This is a genomic window from Kluyvera sp. NPDC087067 (assembly GCF_044745165.1).
In the GTDB taxonomy this organism is placed as follows: domain Bacteria; phylum Pseudomonadota; class Gammaproteobacteria; order Enterobacterales; family Enterobacteriaceae; genus Kluyvera.
Genome location: NZ_JBIUZS010000006.1, coordinates 307,552 through 324,599 on the forward strand (window position 1 = coordinate 307,552; position 17,048 = coordinate 324,599).

Here is a 17,048-nt window from a genome sequence, read left to right on the forward strand (position 1 = left end):
GGGGATTTTTTTTTAGCCGTTGTAGCCCGGACGAGGCGTTTACGCCGACTCCGGGGTAACTCGGAGCCAATTCCCGGCGGCGCTTCGCTTGGCCGGGCTACCAGTGTGTAGTGCGTAGGCCGGATAAGGCAAAGCCGCCATCCGGCAATGTGCGCAATTATGCCTGATGGCGCTACGCTTATCAGGCCTACGTCTTGCACGCTATCCACCGTATCTATCAGAACTGCCAGTAACTCATCGCCAGACCAATAAACAGCACCAGTCCCACGTAGTTATTGTTCAAAAACGCCTGGAAGCACGGGCCGCGTTCGCGGTTGCGGATAAGCTTCTGCTGATAGACGAACAACGCACCGGCAATCAGAATCGACCAGTAATATTCCCAGTTCAGGCCGTTGAGCCAGCCAATCGCCGCCATCAGCGCCAGAACGCCCACCTGCAAAATCCCAATAATCAGACGGTCATATTGGCCAAATAAAATGGCCGTCGATTTGATGCCGATTTTAACGTCATCGTCACGGTCAACCATCGCATACTGGGTGTCATACGCCACCGCCCACAGGATGTTGGCTAACAGCATCAGCCAGCAGCTGAGCGGGAGCGTTTCGCTAACGGCGGCAAACGCCATCGGTATTGACCAGCCAAAAGCCGCGCCAAGCACGACCTGCGGCAGATGGGTATAGCGTTTCATAAACGGATAGACCCAGGCCAGCGCCAGCGCCGCCACCGACAGTAGAATGGTCATCGTGTTGAGCGTCAGCACCAGCAGGAACGATATCAGAACCAGTACGGCGAACAGGATGCGCGCCTCTTTCTCACTCACCGCACCGCTGGGCAACGGGCGATTGGCGGTGCGCTTTACGTGCCCGTCAAATTTACGGTCGGCGTAGTCATTCACTACGCAGCCTGCGGCGCGCATCAGCCAGACTCCGGCCACAAAAACGGCCAGGATCCACAGCGGAGGTACACCCGGTGACGCTACCCAAAGCGCCCATAATGTCGGCCACAGCAGCAGCAATGCGCCGATGGGTTTGTCCGTGCGCATCAGCCGATGGTAAGCCAGTAGCTTACTCGAGCTCAGACTCGTCTCCATTTTTCTTCTTCCTCTTAATACAGCGGCGACGCCGGTAAAAACAGCTCAGTCAGCAGCAGTGGTTTTCCGCTCAGGCGGAGGCGGGAACGACGCCCCCACAGCGCATCGTGACGCCCAATCTCAATAAAATCACGGGTCAGGTGTGAGGACGTAAAAAGATAACGCCCCAGCGGAGTCTGCCCAAGTTGCTGTAGCGCCAGCTCGGGCCCGCAAAGGGTCGACTCCGGCACCACCGTTCTTCCGGCAAGCCACGGTTCGCCCCCCACGCACAATAGTATTTCTCGCAGCCAATAGCGAGGCTCTTCCGGCAGCAGGTGCTGTTCATCGGCAAGCCCATCGCGATGGATAAATTCTTCATTTAATAGCGTTACGCTAACCGGTTTCCCGAACTGCTCAAACCGTTTGGTCATGGAATCTTCCAGCATCAGCCAATCGCGCAGAGCCGGTTCAAATGGGGGAACGACGTCAAAATAGTGCAAAGCACGCAGTTGCGTCAGTGCAGAGTGCGACATGCCTGTCTCTCCAATACATAGCGTTCAGTCATTGTATCGCAGAAAGGCATGGTAGGGGGTGCAGGAATGGTCAAATACGATCATAAGCGCAACAGCAGTGCAACATCATCTGTTGCATGCCAAAAAAGGTGTGCCCGTAAGGGCACACCGAAAGGCTTCGCCTAAACATCCGCGCTGCGGGGAGAAATTACCCCTTGCCTTTTACAGCGCCGATAAAGGTGGAACGAGCAGATTTGGAGCCCAGACGTTCGGCTTCATTCATCAATTTCAGGGCCTTATCGATATCCCCTTTCGCCACGGCCTGTTTGATACCGTTGTTGAAGTAGCTTTCGGTATCGTTGAGCATCGGTTCCGCTTTTTCAGCAGGAGCCGCTGCGGCTGCGGCCGCCGGTGCAGCAGCATAGGCTGGTGCGGCGGTGTTACCCACGGTCACCGGCGCCGGGCCAGATGAGCCAAACAGTGGGCCAACCAGTACGCTGGAGCTACTGTTGGTTTTCACTTTCAGCTTCACTAAACCGTCGGTGGTGTGTTTGGCAATCGGGTCAGGAATATCCGGGATCGCGTTGCCGATGCCTTTCGCATAGGCTTTTGCCGGATCCAGCAGTTTGGTGGTTTGCTGGAGATCTTTTTCAGTGGTAAAGACCAGCACATAGAGTTTTTGCTGCCCCAGCGCTGGCGTCAGACGCATAACACCTTCCAGACGGTCGGCGCTCATCACGCCCGGTTCCTGGTAGGTAAAGTAGCTGCTTGGGAAGAAGGCAGAAGGCGTCATATTCTGATCAAGAATCAACACATTCGGCGCAAAGACGGTGGTTTGTTTGTTAACTTCGCTTGTCAGCGTCAACGACAGTTCGCCAATGTTAGCCGGTACGCTGTAAGCAACGACTTTGCCGGTGATCCCCGGAACATTCAGCGTTTGTCCGCCCACCCCAACCTGCGTGGACTGGACTTTCGATTGGTCGACCGGCGTCCAGGTCAATTGTTGCAAGGACGACGTCGGGATCGTTGGCGCAGCGCTGGTGTTTTGCGGCACATAGTTTACATCCGCAAGGCTAATGCCCGGGACGCTCGCCATAAAACCGGCGGTAAAGCACAGAGCAATGAGACTTTTTTTCATTTTCATTATGATAACCTCAAAATCGTCGGTCTAACGGTGGCCAGGCAATAGCGCGCTAAACCTTACGGAACAGAGGGGCTTACGCCCCTCGTCAGATTATTGCTTCAGGTTAATGCTGAATTACCACCAGATTTCCATCTGTGCGCCGAAGGAGAATTCGTCGCTATCACCACGACTGGTGTTGGCGGTATTGGAGTTGCTTGAAACGGCATAACGAGTTGCATCGCCGTTGCTGTTTTTCGCGTAGCCCCAGTTTTCATCCCATTTCGCATAGGTTGCGAATACGCGGATTGCTGGACGAGACCAGATGCTGTCACCCGCCTGCCATTGCTGTGCCAGGGTGATTTTGTACTGGTTGTTGCGGTCGCCGGTTTGCTGAGATTTCACGTTGTCATAGCCAACTTCCAGCAAGGTACTCATGATTGGCGTCCATTTGTACATTGGACGGATACCCACGGTGTACCATTCGGTACCCAGGTTATTATCCATATCAAGATTCTGATACATACCGACATACATCAGATCCCAATTGTCGCCCAGAGAGATTGCACCGTGGTCTAAAATACGCACCAGGCTACCGTTGTTGTTCACAACGTTGTTGGCATAGTTAACGCCGTCAATGGTTACGCTTGAAGAACCGTAGGAGCCCTGAGACAGGCCTTTACCCTGAGTGGTCATAGAGTCTGTTGCGTACTGAACAACAAACTTGTTGTAGCCTTTCAGCATGCTCTGGGTATGTTCAGCGGTGAACATCCAGCCATCTTTAGAGGCACCGTTTGCCAGGCTGTAGTCATCGGTGGTGTTTGCACGACCGTAGTCAACACCCAGTTCCAGCATACCGTCTGGGTTGATGGCCATCTGCGCTAAACGCACGTCGAAGACGTCGTTGGCAGTATCTTTAGTTTTGTCATAGATGTTCTGGCTGCTGAAGGCATAAGAACCGCCAGCTTCCTGAGAACGGGTTGCTGCCAGAGACAGTTTACCGAAGCCCAGATCGACGTTTTCGATACCGGCACCAGGACCTGAAATATCCCAGTAGTAGAAGTCGATCATGTGAACGTCATGACGTTGGTAGAAACGCTTACCGGCCCAGATGGTAGAGCCTGGCAGCCAGTCAATCAGGTTTTTACCCTGCACGTTCGCTTCACGGAATGCTGGGTCAGTCCCTTCCCAGTCGTTCTGCTGGGCAACGGAGTAAGCTACGTTGGTGTCGAAGTAGAAGCTCTTATCGCCCTCTTTCCACACTTCCTGACCTAATTTAAGTTCGGCATAGGTTTCACATTCGTTACCAAGACGGTATTTACTTTGTGCACCAGTTGCCTGGAAACATTGTTGTTCGCCACCGCTACCTGTCCAGCCAATACCGGAACGTGCGTAGCCATGAAAATCTACTGCCATCGCTTGAGCAGACATAATGCCTGCAGCAACAGCAACCGCCACGGGGAGTTTGCGCAGAGTAATCATCTATTCTATCTCCTGAGATCTTTGCTTTTCTTTAACATTTCACCCCGTAACGCCTTATTGTTGGCGGTGTAAGGGTTTCCTGTTTCTTTTTGTTATGGGGCTCTTAAACACCGGGTTCTTTGTGCAACCGACGACATGCCGTGCCATCTTCTCGGAACAGATGACAGCGCTCTGGCGGCAAACCAATGGCGAATGTGGCACCCTCTTCTACCAACACCACGTCGTTCTGGCGGTACACCAGGTTTTGACGAATGGCGGGGATCTGGATATGAATTTGTGTTTCGTGACCAAGCTGTTCGACAACATTCACAATGCCTTCCAGCGTGACATCGGCGATGTGGCTAGGCAGCAGGTGTTCAGGACGGATGCCCAGCGACATGTTGCTGCCGACATTCACGTTGCTGCTTTCGACCGGGAGCCAGATTTGCTGGCGGTTCGGTAGCTCAACCTGAACCTGATCAATCGCGGTCGCGGTCACTTTCACCGGCAGGAAGTTCATCTTCGGCGAACCGATAAAGCCGGCAACAAAGCGGTCAGCCGGGTAGTGATACAGCTCCAGCGGCTTACCGACCTGGGCAATACGACCGGCGTCCAGTACCACGATTTTGTCGGCAAGCGTCATCGCTTCAACCTGATCGTGGGTGACGTAAATCATCGTGCGGCCCAAGCGTTTATGCAGACGGGAAATTTCAATACGCATCTGGACGCGCAGCGCGGCATCAAGGTTGGAAAGAGGTTCATCAAGCAGGAACACGCGGGGCTCTGCCACCAGCGTACGACCAATGGCGACACGCTGACGCTGACCACCGGAGAGGGCTTTAGGTTTACGATCCAGCAAATGCGCTAACTGTAAGACTTCAGCAACCTGCGTCACACGCTGGTTGATCACCTCTTTTTTGGCACCCGCCAGTTTCAAACCAAAGGACATGTTCTCAGCAACGGAAAGGTGGGGATACAACGCATAGGACTGAAACACCATGCCCACGCCACGTTCGGCAGGTGGGATTTCGTTCATGCGGGTTTCACCGATATACAGATCGCCACTAGTGATGGTTTCAAGGCCCGCGATCATACGCAGCAACGTTGATTTGCCGCAGCCTGATGGCCCGACAAACACCACGAACTCCCCTTCCTGGATATCGAGGTTAATATCTTTCGATACCACCACATCTCCCCAGGCTTTCGTTACATTGCGTAGCTGTACGTTCGCCATGCCCTTCTCCCTCGTTACAACTCGTCACCAAAAGACACATTCAAGATGGGCTGACTATGCAGCAACCATAATTCTGGTGAATCCTCCACCCCCCCGGTTTTTTATGGGGGAGGAGGCGGGAGGATGAGAAGGCGCGCTCTGCACCCGATGACATCTCATCGGAACGAAAATCGTGATGGCGCTTGCAAAAATCGGCGCTTTTTTTTGTGCGCTGGGACGCATAACCGGGGGTTTTGTTATGGGGATCACACAAATAGCCCCTAGGGCGTAGAGCCCAGGAGGATGGAAAGGGGTTGCTAAAAAAGGAAACTCATCGACGTTAAACCACCTCTGTGTATCCACGAGTACATCACCAAAAAGGACGGATAGATGAAAATCAAAACTGGCGCTCGCATCCTTGCGCTTTCCGCATTGACCACGATGATGTTTTCCGCCTCTGCTCTGGCAAAAATTGAAGAGGGAAAGCTGGTTATCTGGATTAACGGCGACAAAGGCTACAACGGCCTGGCCGAGGTCGGTAAGAAATTCGAAAAAGACACCGGGATCAAAGTCACCATCGAGCACCCGGATAAGCTGGAAGAGAAGTTCCCGCAGGTTGCCGCGACCGGCGACGGCCCGGACATTATCTTCTGGGCGCATGACCGCTTTGGCGGCTACGCACAGTCCGGCCTGCTGGCTGAAGTCACTCCAGACAAAGCGTTCCAGGACAAACTTTATCCGTTTACCTGGGATGCCGTACGTTACAACGGCAAACTGATTGCTTACCCAATCGCGGTGGAAGCGCTGTCGCTGATTTATAACAAAGACCTCGTTCCTAACCCGCCGAAAACCTGGGAAGAAATTCCTGCGCTGGATAAAGAGCTGAAGGCGAAAGGTAAATCTGCGCTGATGTTCAACCTGCAAGAACCGTACTTCACCTGGCCGCTGATTGCCGCTGACGGCGGTTACGCGTTCAAGTTTGAAAACGGCAAGTACGACGTGAAAGACGTGGGTGTGGATAGCGCGGGCGCGAAAGCGGGTCTGACCTTCCTGGTTGACCTTATCAAGAACAAACACATGAACGCGGACACCGACTACTCCATCGCAGAAGCTGCCTTTAACAAAGGCGATACCGCGATGACCATCAACGGGCCGTGGGCGTGGTCGAACATTGATAAGAGCAAAATCAACTACGGCGTGACGCTGCTGCCAACCTTCAAAGGCAAGCCGTCTAAACCGTTCGTCGGTGTATTGAGCGCCGGTATCAACGCCGCTAGCCCGAACAAAGAGCTGGCGAAAGAGTTCCTCGAAAACTACCTGCTGACCGACCAGGGTCTGGATGAAGTGAACAAGGACAAACCGCTGGGCGCAGTGGCGCTGAAATCCTTCCAGGATCAGTTAGCCAAAGATCCACGTATCGCGGCGACCATGGATAACGCCCAGAAAGGCGAAATCATGCCGAACATCCCACAGATGTCTGCATTCTGGTATGCCGTTCGTACCGCAGTTATCAACGCCGCTAGCGGTCGCCAGACCGTCGATGCAGCGCTGAAAGATGCGCAGGGTCGTATCACCAAGTAATGCCGCTGAGCATGTGCCGGTTGGCGGCATAAATGCCTTATCCGGCCTACAAAACACCGTAGGCCAGATAAGCGCAGCGCCATCAGGCACATCTCCGGCCAGGAAGTTTTAACGCTGTAGAGGAAGATCCCCATGGATGTCATTAAAAAGAAACATTGGTGGCAAAGCGACCGACTTAAATGGTCAGTAATAGGTCTGCTTGGGCTGCTGGTGAGTTACCTTGTCGTTTTAATGTATGCACAGGGGGAGTACCTGTTTGCCATCATGACGCTGATTTTGAGTTCAGCGGGGCTGTATATTTTCGCCAACCGTAAAACCTACGCCTGGCGCTATGTTTATCCGGGTGTTGCCGGGATGGGGCTGTTTGTCCTGTTCCCGCTAATTTGTACTATCGCCATCGCATTTACCAACTACAGCAGTACGAACCAGCTGACCTTTGAACGCGCCCAGGAAGTCCTGATGGACCGCTCCTACCAGGCGGGCAAAACCTATGGCTTCGGTCTGTACCCTGCTGGCGACGAGTGGCAGCTGGCCCTCACCGACGGTGAAAGCGGCAAAAATTATCTCTCCGACGCCTTCAAATTTGGCGGCGCGCAGAAGCTACAGCTAAAAGAGACTGACGCCCTGCCAACCGGCGAACGCGCGGCATTACGCATCATCACCCAGAATCGTCAGGCGCTAAACCAGCTCATCGCGGTTCTGCCAGATGAAAGCAAAGTCACCATGAGCTCGCTGCGCCAGTTCTCCGGCACCCAGCCGCTCTATACGTTGTCTGATGACGGTCTGCTGACCAACAACCAAAGCGGCATAAAATATCGTCCGAACAACGATATTGGTTTCTACCAGACCATTAACGCCGACGGTAGCTGGGGCGATGAAAAACTCAGTCCAGGCTACACCGTGGGTATCGGCTGGGATAACTTCACCCGCGTATTCACCGATGAAGGCATCAAGAAACCTTTCTTCGCCATCTTTATCTGGACGGTCGTATTCTCGGTTCTGACGGTTGTGCTGACCGTGGCGGTGGGCATGATTCTGGCCTGCGTTGTGCAGTGGGAATCGCTGAAAGGCAAAGCCATCTATCGCGTACTGCTGATTTTGCCGTATGCCGTACCGTCGTTTATTTCGATTCTGATTTTCAAAGGGCTGTTCAACCAGAGCTTTGGTGAAATCAACATGATGCTCAGCGCGCTGTTTGGCATCAAACCGGCCTGGTTTAGCGACCCGACGACCGCCCGTTCGATGATTGTTATCGTCAACACCTGGCTGGGTTATCCGTACATGATGATCCTGTGCATGGGCCTGCTGAAAGCCATCCCGGACGATCTGTACGAAGCCTCGGCAATGGATGGCGCCGGCCCGTTCCAGAACTTCTTTAAGATTACCTTCCCGCTGCTGATTAAGCCGCTCACCCCGCTGATGATCGCCAGCTTTGCCTTTAACTTTAACAACTTCGTGCTGATTCAGCTTCTGACCAACGGTGGCCCTGACCGCCTCGGTACCACGACGCCTGCCGGATATACCGACCTGCTCGTCAGCTACACCTACCGCATCGCCTTTGAAGGCGGCGGCGGCCAGGACTTTGGTCTGGCGGCAGCGATTGCGACGCTTATCTTCCTGCTGGTCGGTGCGCTCGCGATAGTGAACCTGAAAGCCACGCGTATGAAGTTTGATTAAGGGAGACAACGATCATGGCTATGGTACAACCCAAATCTCAGAAACTGCGTCTCTTAACCACGCACCTTCTGCTGCTGATTTTCATCGCGGCGATTATGTTCCCGCTGCTGATGGTTATCGCCATTTCACTGCGCGAAGGTAACTTTGCTACCGGCAGCCTGATCCCGGAAAACATTTCCTGGGAACACTGGAAGCTGGCGCTGGGCTTTAGCGTTGAGCATGCCGACGGCCGCGTCACGCCGCCGCCGTTCCCGGTACTGCTGTGGCTGTGGAACTCGGTGAAAATCGCGGGCATCACCGCTATCGGCATCGTCGCGCTCTCGACCACCTGCGCCTACGCTTTTGCCCGTATGCGTTTCCCGGGCAAAGCCACGCTGCTGAAAGGGATGCTGATTTTCCAGATGTTCCCGGCGGTGCTGTCATTAGTCGCCTTGTATGCCTTGTTCGACCGTCTGGGCCAGTACATTCCGTTTATCGGCCTGAACACTCACGGCGGGGTGATTTTCGCCTACCTCGGCGGCATTGCGCTGCACGTGTGGACGATTAAAGGCTACTTTGAAACCATTGATAACTCGCTGGAAGAAGCGGCGGCGCTGGATGGCGCAACTCCATGGCAGGCATTCCGTCTGGTTCTGCTGCCGCTCTCCGTGCCGATTCTGGCGGTGGTCTTTATTCTGTCGTTTATCGCCGCGATTACCGAAGTACCGGTTGCATCACTGCTGCTGCGTGATGTGAACAGCTACACCCTGGCCGTGGGTATGCAGCAATACCTCAACCCGCAAAACTATCTGTGGGGCGACTTTGCCGCAGCGGCCGTTCTTTCCGCCATCCCTATTACCGTGGTCTTCCTGCTCGCGCAGCGTTGGCTGGTAAACGGCCTGACGGCCGGCGGCGTGAAGGGCTGAGTTTCATCGTTAAATACACAAAATCATTCGAGATGCATCATGGCGGCAAGCGAATGAATCCTCAGGAACGTACTAAGTACGTGACTGGGGTGAAAGAGTGCAGCCAACGTAGAGGCAGCTTGAAGGATGACGTGTATATGCCACTGCTATCATCCTCAACTTGTATTAACCCTAACTTGTGACTGTTTGGCGCTCTTCGGAGCGCCATTTTTTTTGTGAGGTATCGCCTGGACGAGGCATTTAGACCGACTCCGGGAAAGGTTCAGAGCCCGTCCCGGCGGCGCTTCGCTTGGCCGGGCTACAGGTGTTTAGCGCGTAGGCACGATAAGCGCAGCGCCATCACCCGCAGTGCGTAGGCCCGATAAGCGCAGCGCCATCGGGCAATTCCAGAGCACGGTGCCGAATGGCCCAATGCTTATCCGCCCTACTCCCGTTTCAACCGTTTCGAGTTACACAACCACAGCGTAATCACCAGCAGCAAAATCGCCGCGGAGTAAATCAGTACATCCACCGGCGAGGTATGATCCACGATAATGAGCCGCACAATCGCGGTAATGCCGATATAAACAAAGTAGCGTAGCGGGAAGTGAAAACCGGACTGAAAGTACTTCACAATCAGAGCGATAAATTCGAAGTAAAGGAAATAGACCACCAGTCCCTCTACCAGCTCGTATTTACTGGTGCGTTCAGGCGCAAACAGGACATCAGCCAGATGCAAAGTCTCTTTACCGAGGAAAACGATCAGAATCAGGCCAAGGCATAGCAGCCCCAGATTCAATACGGTCTGGAGAATGGTGGAGATGAACTCCACAAGGGGACGAGATAACGACGTCATAGCTAACACCTCTTTTACTGGGCCGAGCCTTTTGTATAGCGTAAAAGTGTGATCTGGATCTAGTTTTTTGTCGTTCTGCGCAAAAGTCTGGGACTTATCCTCAGTGCACATTCATTGATGTAATTAATTACTACAATTAAATACATATGATGAATATCAAAAATGAACAAACTCATTTAAGTGTTACTCACCATCATATTTCGTGTATGATTTATTTTTACGGTTATTGAATACGCATGTCGTTATTTCGGTATTTAGTTTATTGATACAGGCCTGACAGATGAAAAATTTATTTAATAAAGGGATAATTAATAAGAAGATAGCCATCCCACTCTATTTTCAAATTAAAACACATATAGAAAATAATATTAAGAATGGCCAACTCTCTGAAGGTGATATGCTGCCATCAGAAGATGAATTATCCCGACTACTTGACGTCAGCAGGCCAACGGTAAGGCAAGCATTAAATGAACTTTCCGCCGCAGGCTATCTTGAAAGGAAAAGAGCGAAAGGAACCTGCGTAACCCGCCCTAAAATTTATAAGAATTACCTAAGCAAACTTGAAAGCTTTTATCATGAAATGATCGACCAAGGACAGCGGCCCGTCACAAAAGTAATATCATTATCCCTCGTCGACAATGACGAAACGATAGCAGAAATTCTTGGTTGTAAGAGCGCCGTATATCTTGAGCGGGTGCGCTATATTGATAGTAAACCCGTGCTCTATATCGAATCCTGGCTTCCCGCTACTATCTATAGCGGCCTGCTGGATATTGATATGGAGAATAACTCACTCTACGACCAGATGAAGGAGCTGAAGAACCCGGTTGTTCGTGTAGAGCGCCTGATATCCGCGATAGCCGCCGAGGCCCGCGACGCACAGTTGATGGACGTTCCGCGAAAATCTCCCCTGCTACTTTCCGTGACTACCGGGTATGACGCGCAAAATAAGCCGGTGGAATATTCTCTCGCTCGCTATAAAGGCAGTAGTCATAAATTCAGAATCGAGCTTTTTGTCTAAAAATATGATGTCAGCAGGGGATCTGACATCATATTTTCAATCATTAATCCTTGTTAATAAGCGTCAAAGCGTGTTTAAACACTTTCTCACCGTTCATCACGCCGTAATCGGCCATATTAATCACATCGCAGCCAATATTATAATCAGCGCAAATAGCTTTAGTGGAATTAAGCTTATAGCGCGCCTGCGGGCCTAATAAAACCACATCGACGGCATATTGTTTTAACGTTGATTCAATATCATTCACCGATATCGCCCAGATGGTGGATTCCACGCCGGTTGATTCAGCATATTTTTTCATTTTCGTCACGAGCAGACTGGTAGACATACCCGCAGAACAGCACAGTAAAATATTGTACATAACGCCACCTATTAACAGCAATGTTTCATATTATGGATTGCGGTTGCATAATCCACATCATCGCGGAAAAGCCCAGAGGTTCCGGCAATAAATATCCTCGCCCCGGCTTCATACAGCGGCGGGATCGTCGATAAACCAATCGCACCATCAACCGAAATGCTAATCTCACGCTGTGCTTGAGCAATAAGGCGATGCAGACGCGCCACTTTATCCACCGCGCCGGGGATAAACTGCTGTCCTGCAAATCCGGGATCAACTGACATCACCATCACATAATCGACAAGATCCATTACCTCTTCAAGGATCGCAATCGGCGTTGCCGGATTCAGCACGATCCCCACTTTTTTACCACATGCCGTTATTCTCATCAGCGTGCGGTGAAGATGAGTGCAGGATTCTGGATGGACATAAATAATGTCTGCGCCTGCATCTGCAAACAGTTGAATGTAGTTCTGCGGTTGATTAATCATCAAATGGACTTCGGTTTCAATGGCGCTTATCTTCTTGACTGCCTGGAGATCCTGAAGGCCCAAAGAGAAGTTAGGAACAAACACGCCGTCCATTACATCAATATGAAAATAGTCAGCACCAGCCTGTTCCAGGCTTTTTATTTCATCTGCTAAATATGAAAGGTCTGCACACATAATTGATGGAGATATTTTTATCATTGCGTTGTCCATTATTGAGATACCGCCGTTGCTTGTTTGCGCTTTTCAATATTTTCGAACATTCTGAAAAACGGAAAATAAATAATTAATCCGAGGATAAAGACAATGGCCTGTACGATAATGACCTTCCAGTCGCCGGTCGATAAGATGCCGCTAATGAAAGGAGGTGTCGCCCAGGGCACTCCAGCAAACGTGCGCGAGATAAATCCGATATCAGTGAGTAAATAAGCAACTGAGCAGCCTAAGGTTCCCGAAATGATAAACGGTATCATCAGGTAAATATTCATCGCCAGCGGCAGACCAAAGACAATCGGTTCAATAATATTGAACATGGCCGCCGGGATTGAAGCAATACTGATCGCTTTATAGCCCTTAGAACGGGAGAACAGCATCAGGAACAGTAACGGGTAAATCGACGCAATCCAGATATAGCTAAAATTAAACGTCTCCGTCCAGATATGCGTTAACGGCACCCCTTCTAATTTTGCCTGGGCATTGCTGGCTAACGAAGCGGTGACGATAGGCGTGGTAATCGCCGAGAGCAGCGCCGGGCCGTTCAGGCCTACTGACCATAAAATCATGGTGATCAGCATAATGACGGTAAAGACACCAAAACTGTCAGCCGCAGATAACAATGGGGTTAAGAAGTTGCTCATAAATGCGGGAAGGTCGATATTGAGCACCGAACGAATCAACCAGGACACCGTGATGATGACAAACAACGGTATCAGGACCGTAAATGCATTACCGACATTCGGCGGAACGCTTTCAGGAAGGTTAATCACAATTTTCCTGTCCAGTAAAAACTTATACAGTTTTATCGAACAGAGACTGGTTACCATAGAGACAAAAAGGCCTAAGGCACCAAAATACTGAACGGAGATGGTTCCATTGGTGGTGCCTTTAAAAGAGATAAATAAGAACGTCAGCAAACCAATCAGACCGCATTGTTTGGTATTGAGCGCCAACTGTTCACCATAGCTACACGAGATGGTCAATGCGGCATAAAAACCCACAAAACCTAAGGTCATCGAGTTGACGCTATTGAGCAATGGCACGTAAGGAACCAGCTGCGGGACCAATGGCTGGCCACTATTGCCCAAAACTGGCATACCAAATATCGCGACAATCAGAAATAAGCTACCAATAATGATAACCGGCATGACGGTTGTTAAACCATTTTGCACCGCTGCCACGGCAGGTATTTGACTAAAGCGCGCAAGTGGATCTGAAAGCCTCATTACAGATTCAGTAAATTTGTCAAAAATACCTGACTTAATATCCGCATTTTCTTTTTCAGACATAGCAATCCCCGTGATGACAGAAGAAATACTGTCACCCTGATTAATATTTAATTAATTTATGAGTATGAAATTATCTGGTTTCAGTGGTTATCATGACAATGAAATCGCCTGAAAAAGTCATACTCTGGCATTCGGCAGAGACAATAAAATTATCACCGCAAGAAATTCGTTCGCCATTAAAAATACCGCTACCCTCGGTTACCGTGCATAACCAATATCCCTCTTTTGAAATATTACCTTGCCCATGACATCGCAATCTGGCTACAGAAAATACGCTTTCGGTGCGATAGGTATTGAATGTATATCCGTCACCGGTATGCTCATTTGCAACAACCCGGCTTATCGCCTGTGCAATTGACTCATCCGTTACGTGATTAAGGACGTCAAGAGCCTGTGATAAATGCAGCTCCCGATGCTGCCCCTCATTATCCACACGCTCATAATCATAAATTCGCCAGGTCAGATCGGTCGCCTGTTGGATCTCATAAACAACGTTATTCTTACCTAAGGCGTGGATAATCCCCGCTGGGAGATAGACGAAATCGTCTTTGTGCGCGGGAATTCGCCTGAATAAGCCATCAAAATCGCGGTGCTGTAAACGCTCCACCAGGCTTGCCTGATTTTCTGCATGGTGCCCATAAATCAGCGAACTGTTGCTGGCCTCCAGAAAATACCAGGCCTCATCTTTTCCGCTATTAAAGCCATATTGTTTAGCGGATGCCGTATCTGGATGCAGCTGAATACTGAGATCGTCCTCGGGCCCCACCAGCGAAATGATAAAAGGAAATTTTTCGTAGCGGCTATTAAAGACTTTAGGATAATTATCCCAAATCTCATGCAGCGTCATCCCCGAAAGCGACGGCGTTAAGCATTCATTACTCAAACCACCGGGCTGATCGGCAAAGGCCCATGCCTGACCCACGCCGTCCTCCATATCAGGGTAATGAAAATACTCTTTTACCGTCGTACCTCCCCATACCGTTTTGCGTGCAATAGGTTTAAAAAACAGCAATTCACGCTTCATCAAGCTGCTCTCCGTTGCTGTTGATCACCGACTGATACCAGTACCAGGATTTTTTAGGCGTTCTGCGCAACAGCCCATTTTCATCGGGGGTGGTATCAATACGGATAAAGCCATAGCGCTTGCGCATCTCTTTATGACTGCTTAAAAAATCGATTGGCGACCAGGCCAGATAACCGATGATCTCGACCCCATCATGCTGAATAGCCTGGTAGACGCTTTGCAGGTGGTCACGGTGATACTGGATACGCGTATCGTCGCTGACAAATTGGTTTTCATCCGGCGTTTCCAGCAGCGCGATACCGTTTTCCACAATAAAGATCGGTTTCTGATAGCGTTGATACAACGCCGAGAGGACGGTTCTGAAGCCAAGCGGATCGATAGCCCAACCCCATTCCGTCGCGCTCAGAGTTTCGCTGATTTCGACCGACTGATTGAAAATAATCGCGTCTTCCATGGCCACAACATTCTCGTTCTTGACGCCGCGAATGGTGTTGGTCTGGTAGTAGCTGATAGAAAGATAATCAAGCTTTTCAGAGGCCTGTTTAATCTCGTCTAAGCCGTCGAACGCCGCTTCAATGCCGCGATTTTCTAGGAATTTCAGATAGTAAGAGGGATATTTACCGGACGTCATTACATCAAACGTCAGCCACAGATGGTAAGTATTGCGAATATGGCTGGCTAATACATCTTCAGGTGCTGAGGTCGCCGGCACCACCCATGGGCAGTTGGTCATCCCCGACACTTTGGCATGAGGGATCGCAGATTTGATGGTGAGCACTGCGCGAGCATGTGCCAGTTGGGTATTGTGAACAATGGTTTTGAAGAACACCGCCGGTTCAACATTTTCAGGCCGCCGTGCCCCCGCGACCAGGCCCGGGTGGAATGGCGCGAGATTCATTTCGTTGTAGGTAATCCAATACTTAACTTTAGTTTTTAAACGCTCAACGACGATACCTACATGCTTAATATATAAATCGATTACCTTTTTATTATAAAAACCGTTATGTTTTTTGGCTAAATTATCCGGCATGTCAAAATGCACTAAAGACACCACAGGTTCAATTCCTGCGGCAATAAGACAATCAACCATATTCTCATAATAATGCAGCCCGGCTTCATTCGGCTCTTCATCATCACCAAGAGGATGAATGCGTGACCAGACCACCGAAAAACGGTAAGCGGTAAAACCCATTTCCTTCATCAATTTAATATCTTCATGATATTGATAATAATGATTTGATGCCAGTTCACTGCTGTCAATAACCGTTTGTCCCGATTCAAAAGTGATCTCTTGCGTATCGTAAACATTCAGGCCTTTACCATCCGTCAGCCATGCGCCTTCGGCCTGCACATTACTGACTGCACCGCCCCATAAAAAATTATCAGGAAATTTAATCATAAAAATAACCTTGTCATAAAGTGAGTTAGTTCGTTTGTCATTACATTATGACTTATAAATTTGTTACCCTCCTGAATGCAAGAATTTATTATTCACGATGGTTGTTTTGCGAACAATTTCACAAATATTATCTGGAGGAGATAATGATAAATACAATAATAAAATAATAGTGAGAATATATATTCATGATTTTAATTTAATTGCTGAGATTAATATTTCCAACCTGGAAAAGACGCGGGTATGTTGCGATGTATTTACGCGATATGACGCTATGTTCGCGAGAATATTGCCCGATGGCGCTACGTTTATCTGGCCTACAATGATAGGTAGGATTAATGAATAATGCCTTTGTTTTCTCCGCTCATAACAGTACGCTGGTTATTCCAGAAAACAGGTTGGAGGAAACGATGCACTCTTTTCGTCAGGTCGCGGTAAGTAACGTCATCCGCGGGGAAAACGTCGTCATTTATGAACCTGCCAATCTCTACGACTGCACGCTGGGTGAGAACGTTTTTGTCGGCCCTTTTGTGGAGATTCAGGGAAACAGTTGGATTGGCGACGGTACAAAAATCCAGTCTCATACTTTTATCTGTGAATACGTCACCATTGGCCGTCACTGCTTTATTGGTCACGGCGTCATGTTTGCCAACGATATGTTCCGCGATGGCAAACCTGACGCGAACCGGGATAGCTGGGGGCGCATTACCATTGGTGATAACGTCTCGATCGGCAGCGGCGCAACGATTCTTGCGGTCACGATATGCGATGGTGTGGTGATCGGTGCAGGGAGCGTGGTGACCCGTTCCATCACTGAGAAAGGGGTTTACGCGGGTAATCCGGCACGCTTGTTGAGGCGGTTATAACCCCGGCGTTGCTATGCTCAGACGGGCATAGCAAC

16 protein-coding genes are annotated in these 17,048 nt (G+C 50.2%); 5 read left to right on the top strand and 11 right to left on the bottom strand.

Features of this window, described 5'->3' with window-relative positions; genetic code table 11:
• Positions 1 to 217: 217 nt before the first annotated feature.
• The 5 genes from ubiA to malK all read right to left on the bottom strand — a co-directional run bounded on the left by ubiA (position 218) and on the right by malK (position 5,396).
• Positions 218 to 1,090: a 4-hydroxybenzoate octaprenyltransferase gene (ubiA, locus tag ACIPDS_RS17005; RefSeq protein ID WP_400738209.1), complete on the bottom strand. Its 873-nt coding sequence runs from the start codon at positions 1,088 to 1,090 to the stop codon at positions 218 to 220.
• Positions 1,091 to 1,104: 14 nt separating this feature from the next.
• Positions 1,105 to 1,602 carry a chorismate lyase gene (gene ubiC / locus ACIPDS_RS17010; protein ID WP_400738212.1) on the bottom strand — a complete coding sequence of 166 codons (498 nt, stop codon included), beginning with the start codon at positions 1,600 to 1,602 and terminating at the stop codon, positions 1,105 to 1,107.
• Between the two features lie 187 nt (positions 1,603 to 1,789).
• Positions 1,790 to 2,725 (bottom strand): maltose operon protein MalM, encoded by a 936-nt coding sequence (gene malM, locus ACIPDS_RS17015; protein ID WP_400738215.1) that lies wholly within the window; start codon positions 2,723 to 2,725, stop codon positions 1,790 to 1,792.
• A gap of 114 nt (positions 2,726 to 2,839) precedes the next feature.
• A complete protein-coding gene (locus tag ACIPDS_RS17020; protein ID WP_400738219.1) occupies positions 2,840 to 4,183 on the bottom strand; it encodes a maltoporin in 1,344 nt (447 codons plus the stop codon).
• A 103-nt stretch (positions 4,184 to 4,286) separates the two neighbouring features.
• A complete protein-coding gene (gene malK / locus ACIPDS_RS17025) occupies positions 4,287 to 5,396 on the bottom strand; it encodes a maltose/maltodextrin ABC transporter ATP-binding protein MalK (RefSeq protein WP_166517251.1) in 1,110 nt (369 codons plus the stop codon).
• Positions 5,397 to 5,765: 369 nt separating this feature from the next.
• Here malK and malE point away from each other — a divergent pair, with 369 nt between their 5' ends.
• From malE to malG, 3 genes are all read left to right on the top strand, one after another.
• Positions 5,766 to 6,956: a maltose/maltodextrin ABC transporter substrate-binding protein MalE gene (gene malE / locus ACIPDS_RS17030; RefSeq protein ID WP_166517250.1), complete on the top strand. Its 1,191-nt coding sequence runs from the start codon at positions 5,766 to 5,768 to the stop codon at positions 6,954 to 6,956.
• A 132-nt stretch (positions 6,957 to 7,088) separates the two neighbouring features.
• Positions 7,089 to 8,633: a maltose ABC transporter permease MalF gene (gene malF, locus ACIPDS_RS17035; protein ID WP_400738223.1), complete on the top strand. Its 1,545-nt coding sequence runs from the start codon at positions 7,089 to 7,091 to the stop codon at positions 8,631 to 8,633.
• Between the two features lie 14 nt (positions 8,634 to 8,647).
• Positions 8,648 to 9,538 carry a maltose ABC transporter permease MalG gene (gene malG, locus ACIPDS_RS17040; RefSeq protein ID WP_166517248.1) on the top strand — a complete coding sequence of 297 codons (891 nt, stop codon included), beginning with the start codon at positions 8,648 to 8,650 and terminating at the stop codon, positions 9,536 to 9,538.
• A gap of 424 nt (positions 9,539 to 9,962) precedes the next feature.
• Here malG and psiE read toward each other — a convergent pair whose 3' ends face one another.
• Entirely contained in the window at positions 9,963 to 10,373 is a 411-nt protein-coding gene (psiE, locus tag ACIPDS_RS17045) for a phosphate-starvation-inducible protein PsiE (RefSeq protein ID WP_166517247.1), read from the bottom strand.
• A gap of 280 nt (positions 10,374 to 10,653) precedes the next feature.
• Between psiE and ACIPDS_RS17050 the strand changes: the two genes are divergently transcribed.
• Entirely contained in the window at positions 10,654 to 11,394 is a 741-nt protein-coding gene (locus ACIPDS_RS17050) for a GntR family transcriptional regulator (protein WP_400738228.1), read from the top strand.
• 43 nt (positions 11,395 to 11,437) lie between these two features.
• Here the strand turns inward: ACIPDS_RS17050 and ACIPDS_RS17055 are convergent, their stop codons facing one another.
• The 5 genes from ACIPDS_RS17055 to ACIPDS_RS17075 all read right to left on the bottom strand — a co-directional run bounded on the left by ACIPDS_RS17055 (position 11,438) and on the right by ACIPDS_RS17075 (position 16,150).
• A complete protein-coding gene (locus ACIPDS_RS17055; RefSeq protein WP_400738231.1) occupies positions 11,438 to 11,755 on the bottom strand; it encodes a PTS sugar transporter subunit IIB in 318 nt (105 codons plus the stop codon).
• Positions 11,756 to 11,766: 11 nt separating this feature from the next.
• Positions 11,767 to 12,435, bottom strand: coding sequence for a ribulose-phosphate 3-epimerase (rpe, locus tag ACIPDS_RS17060; protein ID WP_400738233.1), 669 nt, complete (start codon positions 12,433 to 12,435; stop codon positions 11,767 to 11,769).
• The gene (locus ACIPDS_RS17065) at positions 12,435 to 13,727 is read right to left on the bottom strand and encodes a PTS sugar transporter subunit IIC (protein WP_400738236.1); all 1,293 of its coding nucleotides are present in this window, start codon (positions 13,725 to 13,727) and stop codon (positions 12,435 to 12,437) included. Before ACIPDS_RS17065 ends, rpe begins: the two co-directional genes overlap by 1 nt.
• A 70-nt stretch (positions 13,728 to 13,797) precedes the next feature.
• Entirely contained in the window at positions 13,798 to 14,751 is a 954-nt protein-coding gene (locus ACIPDS_RS17070) for a type I phosphomannose isomerase catalytic subunit (protein ID WP_400738312.1), read from the bottom strand.
• Positions 14,741 to 16,150, bottom strand: coding sequence for a glycoside hydrolase family 1 protein (locus ACIPDS_RS17075; protein WP_400738239.1), 1,410 nt, complete (start codon positions 16,148 to 16,150; stop codon positions 14,741 to 14,743). Before ACIPDS_RS17075 ends, ACIPDS_RS17070 begins: the two co-directional genes overlap by 11 nt.
• 407 nt (positions 16,151 to 16,557) lie before the next feature.
• On the opposite strand from ACIPDS_RS17075, the gene ACIPDS_RS17080 reads away from it, so the two are divergent.
• Positions 16,558 to 17,013 carry an acyltransferase gene (locus tag ACIPDS_RS17080; RefSeq protein WP_400738242.1) on the top strand — a complete coding sequence of 152 codons (456 nt, stop codon included), beginning with the start codon at positions 16,558 to 16,560 and terminating at the stop codon, positions 17,011 to 17,013.
• The last annotated feature ends 35 nt before the right edge of the window (positions 17,014 to 17,048 follow it).

Coding starts and splice junctions, on each gene's coding strand:
- ubiA (WP_400738209.1), bottom strand. CDS start 1,090: ATGGAGACGAGTCTGAGCTCGAGTAAGCTACTGGCTTACCATCGGCTG.
- ubiC (WP_400738212.1), bottom strand. CDS start 1,602: ATGTCGCACTCTGCACTGACGCAACTGCGTGCTTTGCACTATTTTGAC.
- malM (WP_400738215.1), bottom strand. CDS start 2,725: ATGAAAATGAAAAAAAGTCTCATTGCTCTGTGCTTTACCGCCGGTTTT.
- ACIPDS_RS17020 (WP_400738219.1), bottom strand. CDS start 4,183: ATGATTACTCTGCGCAAACTCCCCGTGGCGGTTGCTGTTGCTGCAGGC.
- malK (WP_166517251.1), bottom strand. CDS start 5,396: ATGGCGAACGTACAGCTACGCAATGTAACGAAAGCCTGGGGAGATGTG.
- malE (WP_166517250.1), top strand. CDS start 5,766: ATGAAAATCAAAACTGGCGCTCGCATCCTTGCGCTTTCCGCATTGACC.
- malF (WP_400738223.1), top strand. CDS start 7,089: ATGGATGTCATTAAAAAGAAACATTGGTGGCAAAGCGACCGACTTAAA.
- malG (WP_166517248.1), top strand. CDS start 8,648: ATGGCTATGGTACAACCCAAATCTCAGAAACTGCGTCTCTTAACCACG.
- psiE (WP_166517247.1), bottom strand. CDS start 10,373: ATGACGTCGTTATCTCGTCCCCTTGTGGAGTTCATCTCCACCATTCTC.
- ACIPDS_RS17050 (WP_400738228.1), top strand. CDS start 10,654: ATGAAAAATTTATTTAATAAAGGGATAATTAATAAGAAGATAGCCATC.
- ACIPDS_RS17055 (WP_400738231.1), bottom strand. CDS start 11,755: ATGTACAATATTTTACTGTGCTGTTCTGCGGGTATGTCTACCAGTCTG.
- rpe (WP_400738233.1), bottom strand. CDS start 12,435: ATGGACAACGCAATGATAAAAATATCTCCATCAATTATGTGTGCAGAC.
- ACIPDS_RS17065 (WP_400738236.1), bottom strand. CDS start 13,727: ATGTCTGAAAAAGAAAATGCGGATATTAAGTCAGGTATTTTTGACAAA.
- ACIPDS_RS17070 (WP_400738312.1), bottom strand. CDS start 14,751: ATGAAGCGTGAATTGCTGTTTTTTAAACCTATTGCACGCAAAACGGTA.
- ACIPDS_RS17075 (WP_400738239.1), bottom strand. CDS start 16,150: ATGATTAAATTTCCTGATAATTTTTTATGGGGCGGTGCAGTCAGTAAT.
- ACIPDS_RS17080 (WP_400738242.1), top strand. CDS start 16,558: ATGCACTCTTTTCGTCAGGTCGCGGTAAGTAACGTCATCCGCGGGGAA.